We start from the raw sequence: 26,960 nt of genomic DNA, 5'->3' as shown, positions 1-26,960 counted from the left end.
ATAGGTTATAAAAAATAAGGGGTATTCTTTTATGAAATTAAAATTATTTTTTAAACAATCATTCAAAGATCTAATTGTCTATTGACCCCTTTATGTAACCTTTACATTATTTTTAGCATTTGCAATTTCTTTGTCATTGGGTTTAATTTCCTTTATTTCCATGTTTGGAAAAGATATCGAAAGTTCATTTGGTTCAAAGTATAATGCAAATGCTCGTTTTGTTGCTCAACGCTATACAATCCCTGAAGAAAAAGAAAAAGCCAATGAAGATTTTTTCCAAGAAGAAAAATCAACACTTCCTATTTATAATTTCTTTTATGATGCAATCAATTTCGAAAATAAAGAGATTTGAGAAAAAATAAAATCACTATCTATAACTCATGACTCAATCACAACCGCAGAAGACCAAAATAATCCAGTTCTTAAATTTATATACAAATATTTTGCTAATAATGGTGGTAACATTGTCCGATTAAATGAAAGTGATGTTAGACTTAGTTCTATTTCAAATATTTTTCATACGCCGAGTCATCAACAGATGGTAAAAAATGTTGACATATTGAATAAAATTGTTGATTACATATCACATATTTTTAAAGCAAAATTCAAAACCAATAATATCCAATCGGCTTTTATTATTGATCAATATTTGAAACAAGATTTGAAAACCGACAATGGGATAGATAAATTTTATTTTCAATTTATTCATCAATCAAAAGGAAACTTAAGACTTGAAAATATGTCTCAAAAAATTTCTTTAGACTCATTGGTGACAAATGAAAAAATGGGTGATATTCACCAAGGTTATTATGGAAATAAAATTCTGGAAAAAATTTCAGATTTAAAAAACCCAGAGATGAAAATACCTAATTATAAATTATTTTGAAATAACCAATTCAACAGAATAAATTTTCAAACATCAATTGATTTTGAAAGTGATCAATTTAAAAATTATCTTGATAGAACCAAAGAAGAATTTGGAATGTTTTTTTACATGCAACCAAAAAGTGCGAATGAAGCCAATTTTAAATTGGGAGAAAAATACAAAGTATTTGTCGGAACTGATGAAAAAAGAAAAACCCATGAATTGCTTTATGCAGGAACCATTTTAAATCCCGATCTTTGATATCTTCCAAATGAATGAGATTTTTATACCCCAGCACAAACTATAAATAAAATATTTTATGAAACATCAGCAGAACAAAACACAAATACTAATCAAACTGAATTTCAAAAATATTGAAATTCAGCTCCAAACGCTATCACCAATATAATTTATTTACTCTTTCCAAATAGTAAAAATACAAAAGAAGGACAAGGTCATTTTTCAAATTGATTTGAAACCTATTTAATGGAACATGTAAACGCTAATGGAAATGCACCAAAACTTCAATCAGCAACCGTTTGATCAGATACTGATACCAACACATCAGCGTTAGTCATGTTGAGAGTTTTTATTGGGATTACAATCGTGATTGTTGTGATTGTTTTGATGTTACTTTTCTTGATTTTCTTCTTTATCAGCCATCAAATTATTTTGTTGCAGCAAAAAAATTTATTTTGTTTAAAATCAATTGGAATTAGGAATCATGAATTATCAACTTTAACAACGTTTGCTCTAATACTCCCGACTTTGGTCAGTTTTACTATCGGTATTTTTGGATCGTTGGCGGTCCAAAGCATCTTAATGGATATTGTCTATGAGTTTTGAAATTATTACCATAGTTTTTGAACATTTGGATTCGAATTTATTATTGCTTTTGTTGGTTTGATGTTGGTTTGTTTTGCTGGTTTTTTTATTATCAGCTTGCTGATAATAAATTCAGATGCATTAAAAATATCTGGAATGAGTGTTGCCAAAGGTATTTCGCATTTTCAAATGAAAATGAAATTTTTAATCAAAGGATGAAATCCTAAACTTAGACTTGGTTTTGCCTTTGCTTTCCAAAACGTTTATAAAAATATTGTTTCTTACGTAATTTTAACTTTCTCATTTGCTGTCTTTTTATTTTCCTTTCAATTTAATAGCTCAATTAAAATTTTTAATAATGCTCCCGAAATATGAAACGCACCTTATAAATCGATAAAGCTTAATCACTCATTGCCTTTATTTAATATTGAAGACAAATTAATTGATTCATATAAAACTATTGATGTGAATGAAATTAAATATTTCAAACCACTAGACAAAGATTTTTGAACTAATCCAACTGGTGGCACTGTGCTTGAAAAATTGAATAAAATTGAAGATATGAAAAGCACATATATTCCCAAAGAAACAGTTCTTTGATTTCTAGATGAAGTGATTAAAAAGCCGAAATATTATGATCAAATCTTAAGTCAAGCAAATTCATTTTTTGCAGAATCTAATCTTGCAAAAAACACTCAAAACAAAAATCCGTTCAAAAGTTTTATTGATCAATTGCTAACATTAAGGCTTCAAATTCCTTCGTTTAAAGGTATTAATATTATGTTTGGAAATGTGGTTGGTTCGATTAACCAAAAAACGATTCCAGAAGGTAAACAAAGAGGTATTTTTACGACTAGAGGATTTGATCGAAAGGACAGTCTTTATGTTGATTTAATTGCATTTGAAAATGATGAAGAATCAAAAAAACATTTCGAATACAATGTTGCAGAAACAGATTCAAATGTTGATACAACATTTGAATCTAGTCCCGTTTTAAAAGTTGGCATTTCCAATTTTTATGCCAAGCGAGCTAATTTAAAAGTTGGAGATCAAAAAGATATTGGAGTCAATATTGGTTTCAAAACAGATAAAGGTGCGATTAAACCCATCGCACACAACATAAAATTAAAAGTAAATAAAATAGTAAAAAACACTCTGAGCAAAGAATCTTCTATTTATGTACCTCAAAAAAATTTATTTGCTTATCTCGAAAAAATAAATCGAGATAAGCAAATTATTAGTCAAAAATTTGGTCAAATTGTTAAAGATATGAAAAAAGCTGAACCTGTTTATATTAGCAATTCTTATTTTTCACAACAAAATCTTCCGATGCAATTAGAATATTTTACATTACCGATTTTTCATTCTAATGGTGAGAAGATTCAAGATTATTATTCAAAAAATACTTTTGAAAGGTACCTAAATAGCATCATTAAAAATGTTTTAATATTTAGTGTCGTCACTCAAAAAATGGAAGAAGTAACACAAGGATTTGCTGGTATTTTGAAAATAGCAATTTTTATGTCTTCTGCAATTGCAATCATTGTTTCTGTTTTAGTAACCATTCTGATTTTGTTAGAAAATAGAAGAACAATTCTCTTATTTAAAACAATCGGGTATCGAAAAAGTGAAATTAATAAGTATTTAATTAGCGGATATTTTGTCTCCATGGCGTTTGCGGTTTTAACCGCGATTGGAATTGTGTGATTTTTATTAGAAGTCATGAAGAATGACATTGCAAGCTTGTTTTGATTCAATCTTGAATTATCATTTACGTGAACCCCAATGTTTATCGCGATTTTAATTACTTCTATCACAGCATTTTTCGTCTTAATCAATGCCGCAATCTCGACATACACCAAAAGACAACAACCTAAACACACATTTGAAGATCTCTAGTTTCTTAAATGTAAAAACCCCAAAAACACATCGGTGATATGTGTTTTTAGGGTTTTTTTGATAAAATTTAATCAGAGAAAGCCTTTTTTATAAAAAAATAAGTGAGGTGATTTAATATGCGATTGAAGTTATTTTTTAAACAATCAATTAAAGATTTTATTGTGTATTGGCCATTATACTTAACCTTTACTTTGTTTTTAATCATTGGCATTTCCTTATCTTTGGGTTTGACTTCGTTTGGCTCCTTATTCACCAGTGATCTTAAAAATTCAATCGGTCTAAAGTTAGACAAAAATGCTAAGTTCACTCCAGAGAAGTATTTGGTTGGACCACCACAAGAACACAGCTCAGAATTAGAAAATCTTTTTGCCCAACAAGAACCAACTACACTACCAATCTATAATTTTTTTCTTGAAACTATTGAATACACGAATAACAAAAATGTAACCAATCAAAACAAAAAATTTGATATCTCAAAAGTACCACAAGACATAATCAAAACAATCTATAAATATTTTGCTTATCACGAAGGTAATATCATTCACATCAAAGATGATATTGAAACCATCCCATACTTAAATTTCTCATTAAATGAGGCTGAAATTGATTATGACCAGTTAAATAAGTATGTGGATTATATTCAATTCATGTTCAAATATAAATATAAATCTGCAAATGTTCAATCGGCATTTATCATTAAAAAATATGTTGAACAAAATGCAAAATCAGGAGAAGGTCTTCCTAAATTTAATATCCCAATTTATCGCGATCAACGTTTTAGTATAAAATTTGAAAACATTGAACAAAAAGTAACGTTGGAGACATTACTATCAACTAAAAATATGGGCGATCTCTATCAAGGTTATTATGGAAATATCCTTGCTGATGAATTAAACATTGCAGGAGAAATTCCAAACACTAGTAATCACGATGCGAAAATATTAAACTATCGTTTTTTTCAAAGTGATGAATTTAACAAGATTAATTACGTTAATACAATCAACTTTAAAAACAAAAAATTTAGTCATTATATTGATAAGACCAAACCAGAATTTGGGATGTTTTTCTATCTCCAACCAAGAACTGCTAATTGATTAAATTTAGAATTAGGTAAGAAATACAAAATTGGTGTTCTAACAAATAATTCCCAAATAAACTATGAACTACTTTATGCAGGCACATTTTTAAACAAGGATCTTGCTTGAAATAAAAAGACTTTTAACTTCTATTCTCCAATTCAAACAATCAATAAAATATTGTATGAATCAAACAAAGATGCAACAGAATTTACAGAATTTGGCAAATATTGACTATCATCAAAACCAATCTTTTATAACTCACTTTATTTATATTTAACAAATATTGATAATGTTGCAGAAGGTCAAGAGTTTTTTTCAAACTGATTTGAAAAAAACATGCTTTCACCCATTAAGAGCGATCATAAATTACAATCATCTGTTGCCTGAGCAGACACAGATTTAAATATGTTAAAAAGAACCATGTGAAAAATGTCGATAATTGTTTCGGCAATCATTATTTTGTTTGTTTTTGCACTTCTCTTTTTAACCTTCTTTTTTATTAGTCAACAAATTATTTTACTTAAACAAAAACATTTATTCTTTTTGAAATCCTTGGGAGTAAATAATTTTGAATTATCAATATTGAACACATTTGCTCTACTAACTCCAATTTTAATCGGTTTTACTTTGAGTATTTTTGGTGCATTAATCATTCAAAATACGATTATCAACATTTCATTTAGTTATTTAAATTTCTATCATTGTTTTTGAACAATCGACAATACTTTTATCATTGCTTTTATGGGCTTATTTATAGCTGGTTTTATTGGTTTTTTCACTATTAATTTCTTTATTATCAATTCCAAAATTTTAAAAATATCTGGCATGGGTGTTGCTAAAAATATTTCTAAAATGCAAATGAAGTTAAAATCAATGGTTTATAAATTCAATAGTCGAACTAGAATCGGTCTGGCTTTCACGTTTAAAAATATTTATAAAAATATCATTTCTTACATCATGTTAACGATTTCCTTTAGTATCATTTTCTTTTCATTTCAATTTAGTAATTCCCTGACAGCATTTTCAACAAGTTATGAAAAATGAAACGAACCTTATAAATCAATCAAACTTAACACAGCTCTGCCTTTATACAATTTGATTGAAAATAATGGTGAAAAAGAAGTAATTCCAGCATACGAAACTGTTGATGTTAACGAGTTAAATGCAATGATCAAATTAGATGATGCATTTTGAAATAAACCCAGCGAAATATTAAATGTTTTAACCACGCAAATGCACAATGCCTATATCCCCAAACAAACGGTATCTGATTTTTTAAATAGATTGATCAGAGATCCAGCCTATTATAACAAAATTAAAAAAATCATTGAATCTATTTTCCCAAAAAATCCAGTGGACAAACCACATATGAATGCTGATTCAATAATGAAATTAATAAATCGATTTATCTTATTGAAAATTGAAAATCCTCTCTTTGACGGAATGAACATCATGTTTGGAAAGGTTGTTGGTTCTTACAAGAAACCAAGTATCGAATCAGGAAGACAAATGGGGGTTTATGTTAATGGTTGAGACGATAAACTGTTGAACATTCGTACGAATTTATTAGCCTTTGAAAATGATGAATATTCTCAAAACCATTTTGATTATGGTTTTGATAAATATGGTTTGATTGAACGAACATCTTCAGACAATCGAGAATTAGAACAACAAAAAAATAGATGAGCAATCAATGCAAACGTTTCAAACACTTATGCCAAAAGAACCAAGTTAAACATTGGTGATGAGTTTGTAATTAATACAAATAATTTAGGACCGATCACATTAAGGTTAAACAAAATAATGCATAGTGATACAATTTTTGATTCTTATATTTATGTTCCTCAATCAAGTTTGTTTGAATATCTTGCCAAAACAAATTCTGACAATCCATCGCTTCAAGAATTTTTTGAGTCAATTGTTTCAAATATCAAACAACAAAAATATGTAAGTAATTCCTATTTTTCAACACAAATGTTGCCAATGCAGTTGGAATATTTTACATTGCCTATTTTGAATAAAACGGGTGCAGATGCTGGGTCTAGCATCTTTGATTATTATAAGAAAAATCTTTTTGAAGACTACCTAAATAGCATCAACCAAGGAATTATGATCTTCAATTTAGAAACTCGTCGTTTGGATACATTGATGACTTCATTAACTGGAACAATGAGAATTTCTATTATTGCATCAATATCAATCGCGATGATGGTTTCAATAATTCTGACAATTCTGATTCTTTTAGAAAATAAAAAAACAATTCTAATGTTTAAAACTATCGGATACAAAAAGCGTGAAATTAATCTCTACTTAATCAGTGGATATTTAGTTTCAATAACTCTCGGGGTTTTCACAGCCATCCTTCTTGCTTGAATAACTTTAGAAAAGGTAGTGGCGGAAATTATGAAAACATTGTGATTTGATATTCCACTAAATTTTGGTTGGGGATTAGGATTTATTGGAATTGTGATCGCATCAATTCTTCTCTTTTTCATCTTAATAAACTCAGCAATATCCTACTTCACAAAAATACAACAACCTAAATATGCTTTTGTCGATTTATAGCTTTTATCCATATAACCTATTTTAATTTTTGTGTTGATATTTTTACAAAATGGTGATTTGGGAATTTACCTTAGTTTTGATATATTATAAAAGAGAACTGTTTAATGCAAAAATAGTGCGGGGTATTGGTAATGAAGTTGAAATTATTTCTCAAGCAATCAATAAAAGATTTCATTATTTATTGACCACTATATTTAACATTTACTTTATTTCTAACTTTTGCAGCATCCTTATCACTTGGTTTAATTTCTTTTGCTTCATCATTCTTTAAGGATGTTGATGATTCTATTGGTTTGACAACATCCAAAAATGCCCTTTTCAAACCAGAACCTTATACAGTTATGGTTCCGGAAAAAGATGACTATACTCAACAAGAAAAAGAAGATCTACCAATATATCACTTCTTTCTTGACACTATCGAATACAACAAAGAAGGAGAGTTTTGAAATGGTTTAAAAAGGTTTAATTCCCCACAACTACCAGAAGAAAATATTAAAAATATATATAAATATTTTGCATCTAATTCAGGAAATATCTCGCATTTAAAGCAAGGATACTTAACAGAATTGGATTCTAATCTGGAAGTGATAAATAAATATGTTGATCATATAGCTTATGTGTTCAAATGAAAATTTAAAACCAACAATATTCAATTGGCTTTTATTCTTAATCAATATTTAAATAGCAACTCAACCAAAAAACAAATTGAAAACTTTTATTTTCAATTTTATCGTCAAAACGCTTTTAATGTAAAAATGAAAAATGTTCCTCGAAATGGATCGTTGGAATATTTGGCAACAAATGAAAAGATGGGTGATATTCATCAAGGTTATTACGGAGACGAAATAGTAAAACAAATCGTTAATTTTCCAGAAGGCGAAACCAAAATAACAAATTTTAGTTTGTTTCAAAGCAATGATTTTAATCGAGTTAATTTTCAATCTTCAATTAATTTTCAAAGCGAACAATTTAAAAATTATCTTGATAGAACCAAAGAAGAGTTTGGAATGTTTTTCTATCTCCAACCAAGAGTTGCAAATGATTTGAACTTAAAATTGGGAGAAAAATATTCTGTAAATACTTGGTATGCTGATCGTACAAAAGATTATCAAATGGTTTTTGCCGGAACTATTTTAAACCCTGATATTTGATACCGTCCAACTGATTTGCATCTTTATGTCCCTTTGCAAACTGTAAATAAACTATTATATGAGGTCAGAATACCTCACTTAAATAATTCATTTCAAAACTATTGAAATTCAGCTCAAAATGTTTTTAGCAACCAACTTCATTTGCATTTTGCAAATAAAAACAATGTCGAAGAAGGGCAAAAATATTTTTCTAATTGATTTGAAACAAATATGATGACGAATTTAAAACCTGGTCTAAACCGATCAGGACTTCAATCATCAACATTTTGAGCACATGAAGATCTGGGTTTTACAACGACTTCAATGATGCAGCTGGTTATATTGGTCTCAATCGTTGTTATTATTTTTGTCTTAATATTATTGTTTTTAATTTTCTTTTTTATCAGTCAACAAATTATCTTACTTCAACAAAAAAGTTTGTTTGTCTTAAAATCCATGGGAATAAGAAATTATGAATTATCAATATTAAATACATCAGCATTAATATTTCCAACTTTAATAAGTTTTTCTTTGAGTACTTTTGGGGCATTAATGGTGCAAAGCATATTAACTCAGATGACTTATGATATTTTAAATTTTCATCATAGCTTTTGGACAATGGGATTCCCATTTATCATTTCAATTATCTGTTTGTTTGGAGTTAGCATTATTGGTTTCTTTGTTATAAGTTTACTGATTATGAATTCGGATGTTTTAAAAATATCTGGAATGGGTGTTGTCAAAAGCATTTCAAATGTTCAAATGAAATTAAAATTTTTCACAAGAAGATTTAACAGTAAGGTTAGACTGGGGCTTTCGTTTGCTTTCCAAAATGTATACAAAAACCTTATTTCCTATATAATGCTAACCCTTTCGTTTACAATCCTTTTCTTTGCCTTTCAATTCAACACCTCTGTCAATTATTTCAATTATGGCTATGAACAATGAAACGCCCCTTATAAATCAATAAAATTCAATCACTGATTACCTGAATTTGTTGAATATGAAAAAGAAAAACCAATAATTGATTCCTATCAAAATATCGATGTCAAAGACCTTGAAAAATATAAAAAATTAGACAAGGTTTTTTGAAAACAAGCACCAGATAAAATAATGGAAACATTAACAAATGGATTGGATAAGGCTTATATCCCCAAAGCAACAGTCTTAGCTTTTTTAAATAACGTTTCTGAAAACCCAAAAAATTATGAACAAATATTAAATCAAATGGATTCAATATTTGTTCAAAACAAAGGTTCTGAAACTTTTAAAATTAAGAACCTTTTAAAACCTTTGATCGATAAATTAATAAATTTCAGAAAACAATTTCCGACATTTGATGGAATCAATATTATGTTTGGTAAGGTTGTTGGTAGCCGCCAAGCTTCAAATGTTAATCAAGGCAAACAAATGGGTGTTTACGCAAAAGTTGGTGTTGATCGATCTGAAAGAACTATAACTTTTATTGGGTTTGAAAATGACGAATTTTCAAGAAGGCATTTCGAACACGATGTTAACAGCGAGGGCGTAGTTAAGAGAAAATTGATAAATGGTGAACAAACAACCCTAAAAAACCAGTGAGCTTTAAATGCAAGCATTAATAGTTCCTATGCTAAACGCAATAATTTAAAAATTGGAGACGAATTTGTTGTAAAAGTAAATGTTGGAGTTGGTCAACCTGATGGGTCTAATTCCGAACCAGAAGCAATTTATCATAATGTTATAGCGAGAGTAAACAAAGTACTCTACAGTGATAGTTCTAGTTTTCAATTTGTTTATGTACCTCAAGCAAGTTTATTTTCTTATCTTGAGAAAATAACTCAAGATAAGAAACATATTAGTGAAAAATTTGGCGAAATTGCAAAGAACATAAACCAAGCAAATCCTGTTTATGTGACTAATTCTTATTTTTCAAAATCAATTATTCCAATGCAATTAGAATATTGAACATTACCAATTTATAAATCAACTAATGGCTCGGATAAGGCTGGTTCTAATATTAATGATTATTATTTAAAAAATCATTTTGAATCATACATTAACAACGTTGGTGCTTATGTGATGATTTTTAGTAAAATGACAGAAGCTCAAATCATATTGACTAGACCATTATCTGGAATGATTGGTATTGCTATTGTGATGTCTGGAGCGATTGCTGTTCTTGTATCAATGTTGATTACAATTCTTATTTTGTTGGAAAACAGAAATACGATTTTATTGTTTAAAATCATTGGATATAAAAAACGCGAAATTAATAAATATTTAATTAGTGGTTATTTAGTCTCGATGATGTTTGCTATTTTAACATCTGTTGGTATTGTCTGGATTTTATTAGGACAAATGGGACCTACAATTCAAGATATCTTTTATTTCAATCTTGTAATATCATTTCAATGAACCCTTGGTTTTGTATTCCTTGTTATTACTTCATTGTTGTCATTTTTTATCTTAATAAATTTTGCAATTTCAACATATACTCGAATGCAAAAACCAAAATCACTTCTCTAGTTTAAGTCGTTGCAAAATGAATCAGACTATTTTAAAACCACACTTGAAATAATTTAAAAATTATCTCAAGTGTGGTTTTTATCTAAATTATTTGGTTTTAAAAATTCGATTAAAAATTTCTTTTGTGTGTCGAATAAAATATTGATCATCAAATAATGCATCAAATTCTTTTTGGTCAATAAAATCTAAAATGTTATTTTGTAACAAAACATCTTTTAAATCAGTTTTTTCTGCTCAAGCAATGGTGGTGCAATTTTGAATTAAATCATAAATTTTTTCACGAGTAACTTGATGATTTTGCATAATAATATACGTCAAAACACGTTGTGAAAAATAAATATTTTTAGCTTCCAAAATGTGTTTTTGCATTTGTTTTTTATTGATACTTAAATTTTGTAAAGTTTCATTCATTCTTCTTAAAGAGTAAACTAAAACATTGAAAAGATCAGGAAACATAATTCGTTCATTTGATGAATGAGAGATATCTCGTTCATGTCACAAGTTATTATTTTCAAATGACATAGTCACAAAAGAACGAATAAATCGTGATAATCCAGCAATATTTTCAGAACTAATTGGATTCTTTTTATGTGGCATTGAACTACTTCCTTTTTGACCAACACTAAATCCTTCAGCTAATTCATTCACATCACTGCGTTGAAATAATCTTATTTCTGTAGAAATTTTTTCTAAAGTTGAAGCAATATTTCCAAAGACAGAAATTAAAAACGCATGACGATCACGTTGTGTCACTTGGGTTGAAATTTTATCAATCCCTAACTTCATTTTCTTAGCTACAAACTCTTCGATTTTCAATTCTAAATTAGCATAGTTCCCCATTGAACCAGAAATTTTTGCAACTTCAATATCTCGTCTTGCTAAATTCAATCGTTGAATTTGGCGTTGAATTTCTTCGTATCATAAGGCAAATTTCAAACCAAGTGATGTGGGCTCTCCATACATCCCATGAGTTCGCCCCATGATTAAAACTTTTTCATTTTTCAATGATAAAGATTTTAATGTTTTTGCTAAATTTTCTAACTCTTTTTGAACAATTAAATTTGAAGATTTGATTAAGAAGTTTTGGGCTGTATCAACAACATCTGTTGATGTAATTCCTAAATGAATTCATCGACTTTCATTACCAATTTGTTCGCTTAACATTCTTGTAAAAGCCACAACATCATGTTTAGTTTCTTTTTCAATTTCTAACATTCTTGGTAAATCAATTTTGATTTTTTCTAAAACTAACAAGTCTTGTTTGGGCACAATTTTTAATGTTGATCATGCTTCAACAACATATTTTTCAACGTCCAATCAAACTTGATATTTATTTTGATCAGATCAAATTTTTTCAATTTCTTCAACGCTGTATCGACTAATCATCAAATTCACCTTTTAATAAAATTGTTTGAACACGATCTGGTCCAACTGAAAATCCTAAAAATTCAGCACCTGAATATTCCGCTATTTTGTTCATGTAATTTTTAGCATTTTCAGGCAATTCATCATATGAACGGACTTTAGTAATATCTTCTTTTCAACCTGGCACTTCAACATAAATTGGTTTACATCTTCTAAATTCTTGATCACTTGTTGGCATTGAAGTAATTTGTTTTCCATCAAGTTCATAAGCAATGCAAATTTTTAAATTTTCCTCATGGTCTAAAACATCAAATAGAGTTAAAAATAATTCATCAATTCCACCGACACGAATTGCATATTTCATTGCAACTGCATCAAATCAACCAACACGACGTGGACGGCCCGTATTTGATCCATATTCTCTTCCGCGTTCACGAATTCGATTTCCGGTTTCATCAAATAATTCTGTTGGCATTCCCCCAGTTCCCACACGAGTGTTGTAAGCTTTAGCAACCCCAACCACTTTTTGAATATGTTTATAGTGAACTCCACTTCCTAATGAAGCGTTGTTCGCACTTGTATTTGAACTTGTTACAAATGGATAAGTACCATGATCAATATCAAGTAAAATTCCTTGAGCCCCTTCAAATAAAACAAATTTTTGTTGTTCGATTGTGTCAGCTACTAATTCTCCAGTATCTAAAATATTATTTTTGATCACATCAAAATTTTTCATTAAATTATTATAAATTTCATCAAAAGTAAATTGAATATCTGATTCATATAAATTTTTCAAAATTTTATTATGAGCATCAACAGATTCTTTTAAAATATCTTTAAAATTTGGTTGTAAAACATCATGAACTCTAATTCCCATACGCGCTATTTTATCAGCATATGTTGGCCCAATTCCACGTTTTGTTGTTCCAATTTTATTTTCCTTTCGAAATTCTTCTTGTAGTTCATCAATTTTTAAATTGAAAGGCAAAATAAGGTGAGCGCGCCCTGATATAAACAAGTTTGATGTATCAATTCCTGCTTGGTTTAATCCTGCTAATTCACTGACTAATTTTTCTAAATTAACCACAGTTCCATTACCAATAATGTTTTTTACTTTCGGGTTAAAAATTCCTGATGGAACAATTGTTACTTTGTAACGTACTCCACCAAATTCAATCATGTGACCAGCATTATCTCCACCAGCAAATCGCACAACCATTTCTGCTTTTTGAGCAAAGTAATCAGTAATTTTACCTTTCCCTTCGTCTCCTCACTGAGTTCCTATTACGACCAGTGTTTTAAAATCTCTTTTCATTTCATACTCCTCTTAATTACTTTGTAATTATACCAATTAAAAAATATTTATATTTAAGAAAACAAAATAGTTGATGGGATAATAAACCAAAATTTCAGTTTAAATAAATGTTAATTATAAAATTCAAAAAATAGGCATGATTGCCTATTTTTTGATAATTGGATTTTGATTTTATTACTTAAAATAAAACCTTAATCATTTGCATATTGTGATTTTAAATAAAATAATAGCATTTGAATATCAGCTGGGTTAACTCCAGTAATTCTTGATGCTTGTCCGATATTTAAAGGACGAATTTTTTTCAATTTTTGACGTGCTTCTGATGCTAAATTAGCAACATTATCATAATTTAAATCGTTGGGAATTTGTTTTTTTTCAAGTTTATTAAAGCGTTCAACTTGTTCCAATTCCTTTTTCACATATCCTTCAAATCGAGCATTAATTGTAATTGATTGAATTTGATTAATTCTTAAATTTTGCATGCTCGGAATAAATGGGATCATTTCTTCAACTGGAATATTTGGCATTTTCATTAACTCATATCCAGAATATCCTTGTTTTAAAGAGATTTGATATTTGTTCAATAAAATTTCTGCCAATTCAGATTTTGGGGTAAATCTAATTTCTTTAAGTTCTTGGACTGCTTTTTCATTTTCATCTAAGTAATTTAAATATTCTTTTCATTCATCTTCTTGAATTAAACCAATTTTGTATCCATATTCTTTTAAACGTTGTTCGGCATTATCGTTTCTTAATAATAATCGGTGCTCAGCACGACTTGTTAATAAACGGTATGGTTCTCACACACCTTTATTAATTAAGTCATCGATCATCACCCCGATGTAAGCTTCATTTCTTTTTAAAATTAAAGGTTCTTTTTGATCAACTTGACGAGCGGCATTAATTCCCGCAATCAATCCTTGACCTGCCGCTTCTTCATATCCACTTGTTCCATTAATTTGACCGGCTGTGAATAAACCTTGAATTTTTTGAAGTTCTAAACTTGGTTTTAATTGCATTGGATCAATGCAATCATATTCAATGGCGTATGATCAATGTTTAACGCGCATATTTTCAAATCCTGGTAAACTTTTTAACATTTTTTCTTGAACATCAATTGGCATTGATGTTGAAAATCCTTGAATATATCAAGTGTCTAAATTTTTTGATTCTGGTTCAATAAAAATTTGATGTGTATCTTTTTGCCCAAAACGCACAACTTTATCTTCAAAACTTGGACAATATCTTGGTCCAATTGATTCAACAGTTCCAGAATACATTGGTGAACGATGTAAATTCTCTTCAATAATTTTTTTAGTTTCTTTAGTTGTGTGAATCAAATAACACATTTCTTGTTTTTCAATTGGGGTAAAGGTTTTTGTTGAAAAACTGAATGCTAATTTAGCATCAGTTCCAGGTTCTGGGGCTGCATTTGTTAAATCAACAGAATCTTTATAAATTCTGGCTGGAGTTCCGGTTTTAAATCTAAACAAATCAATTCCAAGTGCTTTTAAACTACCACTAATTCCTTTAGTGGTCATTTCTCCATTTGGTCCAGATTCAGTTTTTTCTTCACCTTGTAAAATTAATGATTTTAAATATGTTCCAGTTGTTAGCACAACTGTTTTAGCATAAATGATTTCTCCAGTTTGTAATTGAACACCAACAATCTTGTTGTTTTCAACAACAAGATCAATAGCAGCGCCCACAATTAAATCTAGATTTTCTTGGTTTTGCACCTTGTTAATCATGTATTTTGAATATTCTTCTTTGTCGGATTGAACACGTAGTGCTCACACCCCTGGTCCTCTTGATGAGTTTAATAGTTTGGTTTGTAAGGCAGTGGCGTCAGCGGCTTTTCCCATTTCTCCACCTAAAGCATCAATTTCTCGCACCACAATTCCTTTAGCGGGTCCCCCCACACTTGGATTACATGGCATCAAAGCGATTTTGTCTGTGTATAAATTAATTAAGCCTGTTTTTTTATGTAAACGAGCAGCTGCTAACGCAGCTTCGACTCCAGCATGTCCAGCACCAACAACCAAAACTTCATAGTTTTTGTTTTGCATATATAACTTCCTTTTAAAATAAGTCGGTATATCTTTGACATATACAATTAGTTGAGCTATTAATTCTTTGACAATAATAACTACATTTATTCTATACCTTTTCTGAAAATGGTCAAAACAAAAAATTAGTAATTAAAAGAAATTAAATTTATGCATTTTGAGTTTGGGGAATTGTAAATTCAACAATTGTTGATTTTGAATGCTTTTGTTCACCCTTAATTAAAGCTTGATATTTATTATCTTTAACTTTGTTGATTTGAAAAACAACAAAGTTAGGATTTAATTCTCGGATTTTTGAGTTTTTTTCAAGAATTGCTTTACGAATAGTTTCTTCTTTGGCATTAGGTAGTGCACCTAGGTTTTGGCCATTGTCTGAAAATAAATTTTTGAAAACTTTATATGTAACAGTTATGTGTCCTTTATAGCCCTTAAAACTATGCAGCATTGCTGATTCATTGCTAATTTGTGAAATTTGAAAATTATCATTGTTTAAATTTAAATTCTGATTGTTATCTCGAAAAGCATCTTTTATCGTGTTCATTCCAATATCTTCTAGAACGCCCAAGTCTCTATTAGACTCTGGAATTACTGTATCAATATCCTTCAAGTTGTTTAATTGATTATTAATTTCTGCTTGTCGATCACCATTATCGTGATGATCATGGTTCTCACATGACACAACGGTTGTCGCTGCTGCTCCAACAATTCCAATGCTTCCCAATAACGTTAGTATCTTTTTCATATCAACACCTCAAGAGCTTACACTCTTATAATTCAATTATATTTCCGTTTTGTTTTGTAAGCAAGAGGGGGTACTGACTTTTGCTAAATTTGAAATTTTAAAAAAAAATTATCATTTTCAAGCCATAAACATTAAAAAAGCACTCAAAAGTGTCCCTTTTTTATATATGATTATCTTGTAAGCATTTTTGTATTAATTTATCTTTTATTAAATAAAATCTATGCCCATAGATGTCTTTATTTTTAAATTAATACATTTGTTTACTTATGAAATCACCAATTCGGTTTTGATTTTTATTAAAGTTAAGGGGTCCAATGGAAATAATAAACAAAATAAAAGCAGAGATTGAAAAACACGAAACTATCATTCTACATCGCCACATTATCCCAGATGGAGATGCTTATGGCTCACAACTAGGATTAAAATATTTAATTAAAGAAAATTACCCAGACAAAGAAGTTCTAGCAGTTGGTTTAGACATTAACTACTTAAACTTTATTGGTTCAATGGATCGTAATGTTTCTGATGCAACTTATAACAATGCTTTGGTCATTGTTACTGATTGTGGAAACACCGAAAGAATTGATGACCAACGCTTTGCTATGGGTAATTTTTTAATTAAATTGGATCATCATCCTAATGCAACTCCGTTTGGGGATTTAATGTGAGTCGACACCAGCTTTACTAGCGCAAGCGAAATGGTTGGTTATTTAGCCAAGGAATTAAATTGAAAAATTACTCCACAAGCAGGAAGGATTATTTATCATGGAATTTTAACTGATTCAATTCGGTTTTTAATTGAAGCAACAACTCCAAGAACACTTGAAGTTGCTGCCCACTTATTAAAAAGCGGTTTTGATTTAAATGCTTTGCATTTAGAAATGTACAATAAAAAGTTTTCTGATTTGCAATTGCAATCAGAATTAATCAAAACCGCAAAACTTGAAGATGGAGTTGGACACATTATCTTAACTGATGAACTAATTCATCAGTATAGGTTAAGGTATGACGAAAATGGTAAATTTGCAAATCTTTTAAGTGGAATTGATGGCGTGGAAATCTGGATTACGTTTGCGATTCGTGAAGACCAGCGCTACCGTGTTGAATTTAGAAGCAAAAGATTTGCAGTGAATGGAATTGCTACCAATTGAGGTGGTGGTGGCCACAAATTAGCAGCTGGAGCGATTATTGATAATCTTGAACAAGCAAAAATGATTGTTCAAGAAGCAAAAGCATGAGTTAAAAAAGGAAAGGGTGAATAGTGATGAGTTTTTGAGATTTAAAAAGAAATAGAGTAGTTCAAGTTTTAGCAGCTCCAGTCTTAACAATCGCTTTGATTGTTTCGACAGGAGCAATTGTTAGTGCTTGAAAATTTAAAGATAACGCTGGAGTTGTTGTTGAATTAATGGGATTAAGACCCGATAAAGCCGAAGCATATAAATTTATTGCCAATAGATATAACAAAGCAAGAAGAGCGACGGGTGATTTAAAACATGAAGTAAGAGTCTTGGTGACACCAATCAATAATATCCAAAATGAAATTTCTTCAGGTCAACCATTGCCAAATTTATACATGGCATATGGTGATAATGTTGCTAAATTTGATGCCCTATTAAAATCAGTTGGTAGAGATGATGTCGCTGTTAATATGGCAGAAGCAATTAACTGAGATACAACTTATCAACCAAAAAAAGAAGAAGCTTTATATGATCGTGTTAAATATATCGAACCTTATGTTCGAAATAATGCAACCAAAGGGAATAAATTAACAGAAGGTAAGTCACTTGATGAAATTACTCATTCTAAAGGACTTAATAACACCAAGTTTAGACCACTTAAGGATTCGTTTATCCGTGAAGGAACATATGGAGAGAAATTGTACGTTGCACCAACTGCAAAATCAAGTATGAACGGAATCATTAATAACCGTCTATTTAAAGAAATTATTGAATTAATCATTGGTCAAAAACAAGAATGGGTAAATGTTGATAGTTATGAAACATTTAACTATTTAAAAACATATGGTGGAGACAATTTATCTTGAACTAATGTTCAAGATAAAGCCCAAAGTTCAATTGATGAAAAAGATGATTACAAATTAACTCAAGCAAATCGTTTTAGAAATTCTAATAAAAATTTAAAAGAACTTATTACAGATTTTTTTGATACACCAGAAATAACTAAAGGTGATGCTAATGCTTATATTGCTAATGCAATGCAAGATATGTCTGTTTTAGAAGTTGTTTTAACTGCCTATGCTAAATTACTGCACACTCAACCAAATAACAAAAAATTCCAACAAACAATCGGAATGGCAATTGATGATGAGTCAGGTTTCGTTTATGCAATGCAACAAAACCTGAAACAAAAAAAAGAAATATACGAATGAGACATGGCACAAAATAGTGGTCACACATTAAAATTAAATGATCAAACTGGGGCTGATGCTTTGAACCAAACAATTGATTTTTATCGACATTTTGCAAAAATATCTAAACTAGATTCACAAGCTGGATCAGCAGGAACTTCTGATCATGGTTATGGTGGTCTTGGAACCAAAGGACAAGATAAAGTTTATTACTCAGACAAGTGAGTTTGAGGAGGAACCTTAACTTACTATGGTTCAACTGCTGGAAATCCTTATTGAGCAAAACCCTTACCTTGAACAGGTCGAATTGAGGGAACATACAATGTTCCCAAAATTGAAGCTGGTATTGACCACACAAAAGATTTTTTCGAGGCATTAACTGCTAAAGACAAAACAAATATCGGTTATATCGAAGGGGACAAAATACAATGAACAGCAATTATTGAAGAAAATCCTAAGGATAAAAAACTTCAATTGGCCATTACTAAAAAGGGGCAAGTTACAAAAGGACAAGATAAGGCAAGCAAAGATGAGAAAGCTTATCTTGATTTATCAACAACTGAACCAACCAAAATTATCACAACTGGTTTTGCTTGAGTGTTAGAAACAGACATTAGTATCATTGCACCACCGGGATATGTTACCGAAACAACCCATTCAAAAAATGAACAAGAGGGGAAAGAAAAACCATTCAAAACTGTGCCCAACTTTGTTCAACAAGGTCCTGGAATAGCAATGTTCAAAAACAAAAATCAAAGCAAAAATGAAGTTGCAATTGATTTTTTAAATTACTTTTTACAGGCTCAAAATAACACTGATTTTGCTTTAACTTCTGGATATGTTCCATCAAATTATTATGCATACTTTACCAATGTTCAAAGTAATTCAGATAATGCTGGTGCTAAAATCGAAAACAATTGAAACCATTACATGAAATATATTAAACATGGGTTAGACGAAACAAAAGGTGGATACAATCCTAAAGAACACAATAAGAATGATTGACCTGCAAAAGTTAAACTATATCCAGCTAAAGAAGCTTTAAAAGAATTTGTTCTGGGTGTTGTTGATGGTAAGTTTAAATTTTGAACACAAATCCCATCACCATTTGGAGATCTAATGAGATTCCAGGTAATAGTTCCTTGAATCCATCAAAAATACCGTGTAACTGGAGCAGAACCTGAAACCAATATGACAAAAGAAAACTTTTGATCAACTGATAATATGAAAAAAATTGAAGTTTCAATTCGAAACATGTATCCAGTGGATGGAAAACTTGAATTAGAATCACAACTTGAAAAGAAAGAGAGCAAATAAATGAGTATTAAATTAAGAAACATCGTAATTGATTATGGAGAATCAATTGCAGTTAATGATATTTCACTATCAATAGAAACAGGTGAATTGGTATCACTTTTAGGACCATCTGGTTGTGGTAAAACAACAACCCTAAATGCTATTGCTGGCTTGGTTCAAACCAGCCAAGGACAAATTATTTTTGATGGTGTTGATGTAACTCAACGTTCTCCACAAAAGAGAAATATTGGTTTGGTTTTTCAAAATTATGCACTATATCCACATTTATCTGTTTTCCAAAATATTGCTTTTCCGCTTTATGAAAATAAAAAATTTAAACAAGAAATTATCAGACATAATAAGTTAATTAAATTGCAAATGCAAAATTTAAAGTTTTTTGGTTCATCAACAAAAACATCAAAATTCCAAGAAGAAATCTCAAAAAACATTCTTAAATTATTGAATGATATTGAAGACAAATTTGATAAATTGCAACAAGTAAAACTCAAAGAAATCCAAAAAATTTCAGATACAAACGCAATCAGCGTTTATGGAACTAAAGAATTAAATGCTTATAGATCTCGTTTATTTACCATTTGATTTGATCAAGCACGTGCCTTTGTTGAAACCCAAAAATACAATTTATTTAATAGCTTTTTTGAAAGTTTAAATGCAAATATTGGGTCAGTAAAAGCGACTTTAGCAGATTGAGATAAAGCATTTAATCTTGATTTAGTAATTTCACAAACTCAAAAATATGTTGAAATTGAATCTTTGGAAATTTCTAAATCAAAAATTAAAAGTATCAATGAATCTGTCAAATCTAATAAAACATTATTGGAAAGTGAGATTAAATCAATCATTAAATTTTGAAAATTGCATGGAAAACCACTTCAATGATTAGTGGATGATCAAACAAAAACAAGCATCTTCCAAAAACAAGAAAATGAATTCAATGACTGAACTCGCCAATTCCAAGAAGCGGTTGTTGCCTTGATGGAAAATAACCAAAAAGAGCAAAAGGCACTTGAAAAAATGTGAGCTAAAATTCTTGAATCAATCGCTTTGATTGAAGACCAAAAAGTTGAGATTGCTGAAAAACATAAAGAATTATATGAACAAAAGAAACACTTCCGACAAGAAGTTAAGAGTGCTGTTTTAGAAGTGGCTGAAAAAGTGGAAATTGTAAATCAATTGCACAAAAAACCATATGAACTATCTGGTGGACAACAACAACGTGTCTCAATTGCCAGAGCAATTGTTAAAAAACCAAAAGTTCTTTTATTGGATGAACCATTATCAAATCTTGATGCAAAACTACGTTCATCAACTCGTGAATGAATTAAAAAATTCCAAAAATCAACAGGAATTACCACCATTTTTGTTACTCATGATCAAGAAGAAGCAATGAGTATTTCTGATAAAATTTTTGTTATGAGTAAAGGTCAATTACAACAAAGTGGTAAACCGATGGAAATTTATAAAAAACCAGAAAACGTTTTTGTTGCTAACTTCATCGGAACTCCTTCAATGAACTTCATTGAAAAAACTAAAGTTGATAAACTTGGAAATGTAACATTTGGTGGTGTCTCATTTGGGCAAATCCAAAATAAAACTTACTTTAATAAAGAAGTAATTATGGGGATTAGACCAGAACATTTTGAATTAGCAAATTCAAAAACTAAAATTGAAAAAGCTAATTCAAAAGTTCTGCAAGCAACAATTGATAACATCGAAAAATTAGGACGAAGCGAGTATATCAAAGCTGTTTTAAAATTTAACAACCAAGAAATTCGTGTGATTTATGATGTGAAAAATATTTCATCAACAAATAATCAAGATATTGAATTAAATGCAATCAAAGGCAATATTTATATTTTTGATATTGAAGATGAGGGAAAATTGGTTGAGGTAATTTAACATGGCAATTACAAATTTAAATGACAAAATTAACCCCGATCAAAAAGTGGTTGTGGTGGTTGAACAACCGCTTTCAACCACCCAAGTTAACAAGAGTTTTAAAACTCGCTTAACTTCGATGAAGTCAAAAATGAAATCAAAGAAAATGAGCAAAAAAGATGACAATGCTTTAATCCAGTTGATTTGAATAACACCAGCCTTGGCGTTCATCGCTTTATTCATTTTCTTTTCAGCTTTTATTGTTTTTAAAAATGGATTTAATAAATTCCCTTTAGACATTAAATGAGAATTTACTTTCGATGTTTTTACAGCTGTTGCTCGTGATGAAACATTTCAAAGGGCTTTAATTAATTCATTAATGTATGTGGCATTTGTTGTTCCAATTGGATTGATCTTTTCAATCGGTGTGGCAAAAGCCTTATCAGCATTATTAAGCAAAAGAATGTTTTCATTTTTACAAGGGATCTTTTTCTTACCTTATGTAACAAGTGCAATGGCTGTGGCGATGGCTTTTGCCTTTATGTTCAGTTCAAATGATGCAGGTATTTTTAATAAACTCTTAGGCGCTTTTGGAATTAAACCAATATCTTGATTAGAAGACCCAAAATATGCGATTGTGACTGTTTTCATTTTTGGAATTTGAAGATCATTACCATTCCAAATCGTGATGTTAACAACAGCATTTATGCGTATTAATACACAATATTATTCTGCTGCAAGTGTTGATGGAATGAAAAAATGAAAACAGTTTTGAAGAGTAAGCATTCCCCAAATAGTTCCAACAATTATTTACTTAGTCACCGTTGGAATCATTGGTTCCTTTAAGGCATTGCCTTTAGGATTGTTTGGTTCTGAAAAGAAAGCTGAATCAGTCAACGCTCAAACTATTGTTTTTTGAATTTATGACCGTACAACCGGAGCTGGGGGAATTCAATCCAATCAAATGGCTGGGGCGGCATCAATTATTCTTTTAGCAATCATTTTAGCCGTCACAATCATCAATAGACAAATTACAAAAATGCTAAATAAGAGATATAGATAGGAGGAGTTATGAAATCAATACAAAACAATAATGAGGCACTAACAAATGAACTTGACTCTATTAGTACAGCCAATAAATTAGCCAAAAGAAAAAATGATTATGAAGCTGCTACAACAGATTTTGAAGAACGCAAAAGAATTTTAGAAGAGAAGAAGAAAAATGCTTCATCTTGATTCGTTCGACATTTAATTATTTTTCAGATGCTTATTGGTCTTTCTTGAAGAAGAAAATACATTCAAATCAGGCATTATTCATATATTAAAATGATCAACCGAAAAAAAGAATTTACAGCCTCAATGACTGGGAATAACTTAAAATCAAAACTTGGAATGATGGCTGTTAGAACTATTTTCTTAGCGATTATGGCAATCATCGTCATCTTCCCATTTTACTGAATGATTTCGATTGCTTTTAGAACTCCAACTGAAATCAACGAAGCAGCAACTGGGCAAATGTCGCTATGACCCCAATCTTGGTCAACAGAGGCTTTTGATATCTTATTTAAAGGCAGAACCGATTTAAACATCACCACAGCAATTTTTATCTCATTTGGGGTAAGTATCACTTCTGTTATCACTCAAACTTCAGTTTCATTGCTTGGTGGATATGGGGTTGCTCACTTCAAAACTCGATCAAGTGAATTCTTTGTAATGATTTTGCTAGCAACGATGATGTTACCAGGAGAAGCGTTATTAGTTGGGCAATATTTAATTGCTACAAAATTAGATATGAAAGAAACATTCCTTGCTCTTTTCATCCCCTTTATTGGTAATGCATTTAGTTTATTTCTCTTTAAAAATGCTTTTGATGGAATCACCGATTCCATCAAACAAGCAGCTAAAATCGATGGAGTTTCAAATTGAAAATTCTTCTGAAAAGTTGCTATCCCACTTGTTAAACCAATTATTTTTACATCAGTTTTAATGTCATTCATTACATCTTGAAACTCAATTTTATGACCACAAATGGTGATTATGGAAAACAAAAAATTATACACAATTCCATTAATCTTATGGGATATCATGAACGCAACAGGTGATCCTCAAAGTGCTTGATCAATCACACTTCCTGATGGAGGAAAACTAATGGACCCCCAAAACTTAAAAATGGCAGCTTCATTAGTTGCAATTGCACCAATGTTTATTCTTTTCGTTGTATCTAAAAAATACTTAATTCGTGGAATCACAAAACAAAGCGGTGCTAAAGGATAACCAACAATATTTAACAATTATTGTTCAGTTACATTCTGAACCATCCAAAAAATGAACAACGAATTTGTTGTTCATTTTTTAATGTTTGGAAGCAAAATCTGATTTCATCGGCCATTCAACTTAAAGACAGTGAGCAGTTAAAACGAAATTAAAATTGGTAAAACATGCAAAAAACGAATTAGCAGATGATCATTAATCTGTTGTTTTGATTAATAAAACACATTTTAAAAATTTACAAAAATACGCCTTTGAGAAGTTGAAATCTTTTTTTTATTGTAAAATGGTAGTGCAATAGAAGGGTTGTAAGCATGTTAATGATTTTAAGATAAAAAACATAATGTCCATTATTATTCTATTTAATTGACAAGAAAATCACTAATTCTATCCATAAAATATATGGGATAAATCCTTAATCTAAAATTGCAAAAAATTGAATAGTTTTTTTGATTATTTTTAAGTTTTATATATTAAAATCATTTTGGTGCTAAAAGAAAGGAAAAGTATTATTATGCTTATTAAAAAAATATTAGGAAAAACTATTAACCTTGTTGTAGTTTTATCATTTTTAGCCATTTTTGGAACAATGTTAACTGTGTTGATTTACGGTTTAACAGGTACCTCAACAGTAACCCCAGAAGAGGCATGGAAGTATTTACAAGATCACGAAACAGTTATGCACGCCGTGATTATTACATACTTATGTTTAATTTCTATTTGTGCGCTGTTCTTTGTTGTGAAATCAATAATGTGAGTGTTCAAATCACGCAAATTCATTATTAAAAGCTTATTACTTTTAATCTTGTTGGCAGCTATTGCATTCGGATTACTTGTTATTGGAATAATTATTTATACAAAAGTAACTGGTGCTGCAGTCAACTTCGACAATTTTATTGAATTCTTTAAATTCAAAGAGGGCCAAATTTTAGACATCGCATCACCTGCAACAATTCTATTAATTTGTGGAAGCGCTGTTTCAGGACTAGGTCTTATCGCTTCAATGGTCAGCTTGTTTAAAGGTGGCAAAAAAGAAGGCGGAAAAAAAGACAAAAAAAAGAATGATAAAGATGTAAAAATCATTATCAATCAAACTCCTCAATAGGATATCAAACCTTACAATTAAAAACACAAAAACTCCTAACATTTGCTAATTGCAAAGGTTAGGAGTTTTTTAATATTAGATGCTTTTTTATTTCAATCTTTGATAGATTATTTTTTTATCACCTAGTTTTTTAAACTTGATTGTTTCAAATGTTTTTAATTCCTCAAAAGATAAAACAACATTTTCTAAACCTATTTGTTCTAACATTAAATCATGGTTTTGAACTAAAACTGGTTTTAATAAATAAACAATGATCCCCAACGTTCTTTGAAGAGTTGCCATCACCATTTCAAGTTCTTGGGTTTTACCTTCTTTTTCTAAATTTCAAGGTTCTTGGACTTCGATAAATTTGTTGGCAGCAGCTCCCAAATCTAAAACCACTCGCATTGCTTCACTAATTTTATATTGATCCATTAATTCAATGTATTTATCAATTGTGTAATTTCCTAATTTGATTAAGTCAGAATCAACATTTTGGATATCTTTAATTTCACCATCAAAATATTTGGTAATCATGTTATTCACACGGCTAATTAAGTTACCAACATTATTTGCCAAGTGGGCATTAAAAGATTCAATAAACATTTCGTTTGTAAAATTTCCATCCTTATCAGTTGGCAATTCATAAGCGATGTAAAACCTCAATGCATCAGCTCCATAAGTATCAATATACTCAATCGGATCAACTACGTTTCCTAAAGACTTGCTCATCTTAGTATCCTTGTTTAAAATTCAACCATGAGCTAATAGATGATTTGGCATTCTTAAATCTAAAGATTTAAGAATGATCGGTCAATAGATAGCGTGGAAACGCACAATTTCTTTTCCAGCTAATTGTAAAATCTCGGTGTCCTCTGATCAGAATTTTTGAAAATTTGAATCATCATTTTGCAAGTACCCCAATGCAGTAATATAGTTGGTTAAAGCATCCAATCAAACATAAACGATATGTTTAGGATCTTCATTAATTGAGATTCCTCATTTAAACGAAACCCTTGTCACTGATAGGTCTTGAATTCCGGGATTAACAAAGTTATTCAACATTTCAGTTCTACGATATTCAGGAACTAAAAAGTCAGTTGCTAATAAATCACTGACAAAATCTTGAAATTTACTTGTTCTTAAAAAGTAAGTATCTTCTTTGACTAATTGTGGTCGATCATTAGAAATTTTACATAAACCAGCTTCATTAATTTGATCTGGTGATAAAAATTCTTCACAACTTACACAATATAAACCTTCATAAAAGCCTTTATAAATTAAGTCTTTTTCAATTAAAATTGAAAAAATCTTTTTGACTGTTGCTTGATGATAATCATCAGTGGTTCTAATAAATTTATCAAATTTAATATCTAATTTTTCTCATAATTCATTAAAATTTAGCACAATTGAATCAAGATATTTCTTTGGTTCTAATCCTGCTTCCTTGGCTTTTTGTTCGATTTTTTGACCATGTTCATCACTTCCTGTTAAAAAGAAAGTTTCAAAACCTTGCATTTGTTTATATCTTTTTAAAATGTCTGCAAGTGTAGTTGTGTAAGCATGACCGATGTGTAATTTTCCGCTCGGATAATAAATCGGTGTTGTTACATAAAATTTTTTTGGCATATATGATACCTCTTTCTTGGTTTATTTTACTATAAAAATCAAGATAAAATGTTC

General features: G+C 29.9%; 14 protein-coding genes. 9 read left to right on the top strand and 5 right to left on the bottom strand.

Annotation, left to right across the window (positions count from 1 at the left end; translation table 4 throughout):
- Positions 1 to 31 precede the first annotated feature (31 nt).
- The 3 genes from ELUMI_RS01110 (at position 32) to ELUMI_RS01100 (ending at position 10,871) form a co-directional block, all read left to right on the top strand.
- Complete coding sequence (locus ELUMI_RS01110) at positions 32 to 3,589, top strand: ABC transporter permease (protein ID WP_025734252.1); 3,558 nt, start codon at positions 32 to 34, stop codon at positions 3,587 to 3,589.
- 116 nt (positions 3,590 to 3,705) lie between these two features.
- A complete protein-coding gene (locus tag ELUMI_RS01105; protein ID WP_025734253.1) occupies positions 3,706 to 7,233 on the top strand; it encodes an FtsX-like permease family protein in 3,528 nt (1,175 codons plus the stop codon).
- Between the two features lie 131 nt (positions 7,234 to 7,364).
- Positions 7,365 to 10,871: an ABC transporter permease gene (locus tag ELUMI_RS01100; protein WP_025734254.1), complete on the top strand. Its 3,507-nt coding sequence runs from the start codon at positions 7,365 to 7,367 to the stop codon at positions 10,869 to 10,871.
- 87 nt (positions 10,872 to 10,958) lie between these two features.
- Here ELUMI_RS01100 and purB read toward each other — a convergent pair whose 3' ends face one another.
- The 4 genes from purB to ELUMI_RS01080 all read right to left on the bottom strand — a co-directional run bounded on the left by purB (position 10,959) and on the right by ELUMI_RS01080 (position 16,362).
- On the bottom strand, positions 10,959 to 12,257 hold the full coding sequence (gene purB, locus ELUMI_RS01095; RefSeq protein WP_025734255.1) for an adenylosuccinate lyase: 1,299 nt from the start codon (positions 12,255 to 12,257) through the stop codon (positions 10,959 to 10,961).
- A complete protein-coding gene (locus ELUMI_RS01090) occupies positions 12,250 to 13,551 on the bottom strand; it encodes an adenylosuccinate synthase (RefSeq protein ID WP_025734256.1) in 1,302 nt (433 codons plus the stop codon). The genes purB and ELUMI_RS01090 overlap by 8 nt, the downstream gene beginning before the upstream one ends.
- Positions 13,552 to 13,742: 191 nt before the next feature.
- A complete protein-coding gene (mnmG, locus tag ELUMI_RS01085) occupies positions 13,743 to 15,620 on the bottom strand; it encodes a tRNA uridine-5-carboxymethylaminomethyl(34) synthesis enzyme MnmG (RefSeq protein ID WP_025734257.1) in 1,878 nt (625 codons plus the stop codon).
- A gap of 148 nt (positions 15,621 to 15,768) precedes the next feature.
- Entirely contained in the window at positions 15,769 to 16,362 is a 594-nt protein-coding gene (locus tag ELUMI_RS01080) for a lipoprotein (RefSeq protein ID WP_025734258.1), read from the bottom strand.
- A 314-nt stretch (positions 16,363 to 16,676) separates the two neighbouring features.
- Here ELUMI_RS01080 and ELUMI_RS01075 point away from each other — a divergent pair, with 314 nt between their 5' ends.
- The 6 genes from ELUMI_RS01075 to ELUMI_RS01050 all read left to right on the top strand — a co-directional run bounded on the left by ELUMI_RS01075 (position 16,677) and on the right by ELUMI_RS01050 (position 25,298).
- Positions 16,677 to 17,624 (top strand): DHH family phosphoesterase, encoded by a 948-nt coding sequence (locus ELUMI_RS01075; RefSeq protein WP_025734259.1) that lies wholly within the window; start codon positions 16,677 to 16,679, stop codon positions 17,622 to 17,624.
- 2 nt (positions 17,625 to 17,626) lie between these two features.
- Positions 17,627 to 20,047, top strand: coding sequence for a hypothetical protein (locus tag ELUMI_RS01070; protein WP_025734260.1), 2,421 nt, complete (start codon positions 17,627 to 17,629; stop codon positions 20,045 to 20,047).
- Positions 20,048 to 21,946, top strand: a complete 1,899-nt coding sequence (locus tag ELUMI_RS01065; RefSeq protein ID WP_025734261.1) for an ATP-binding cassette domain-containing protein — start codon at positions 20,048 to 20,050, stop codon at positions 21,944 to 21,946.
- Between the two features lies 1 nt (position 21,947).
- A complete protein-coding gene (locus ELUMI_RS01060) occupies positions 21,948 to 22,988 on the top strand; it encodes a carbohydrate ABC transporter permease (RefSeq protein WP_025734262.1) in 1,041 nt (346 codons plus the stop codon).
- Positions 22,989 to 22,996: 8 nt separating this feature from the next.
- Positions 22,997 to 24,199, top strand: coding sequence for a carbohydrate ABC transporter permease (locus tag ELUMI_RS01055; RefSeq protein WP_025734263.1), 1,203 nt, complete (start codon positions 22,997 to 22,999; stop codon positions 24,197 to 24,199).
- Between the two features lie 508 nt (positions 24,200 to 24,707).
- The gene (locus ELUMI_RS01050; RefSeq protein WP_025734264.1) at positions 24,708 to 25,298 is read left to right on the top strand and encodes a hypothetical protein; all 591 of its coding nucleotides are present in this window, start codon (positions 24,708 to 24,710) and stop codon (positions 25,296 to 25,298) included.
- An 87-nt stretch (positions 25,299 to 25,385) separates the two neighbouring features.
- On the opposite strand, the gene metG is transcribed toward ELUMI_RS01050, so the two are convergent.
- On the bottom strand, positions 25,386 to 26,906 hold the full coding sequence (gene metG, locus ELUMI_RS01045; protein WP_025734265.1) for a methionine--tRNA ligase: 1,521 nt from the start codon (positions 26,904 to 26,906) through the stop codon (positions 25,386 to 25,388).
- Between the last annotated feature and the right edge of the window lie 54 nt (positions 26,907 to 26,960).

Source organism: Williamsoniiplasma luminosum (assembly GCF_002803985.1).
GTDB classification, from domain to species: Bacteria; Bacillota_I; Bacilli_A; order Mycoplasmatales; family Mycoplasmataceae; genus Williamsoniiplasma; species Williamsoniiplasma luminosum.
The sequence above is the reverse complement of the archived record's forward strand: the minus strand, read 5'-3'. Positions and strand labels throughout refer to the sequence as shown.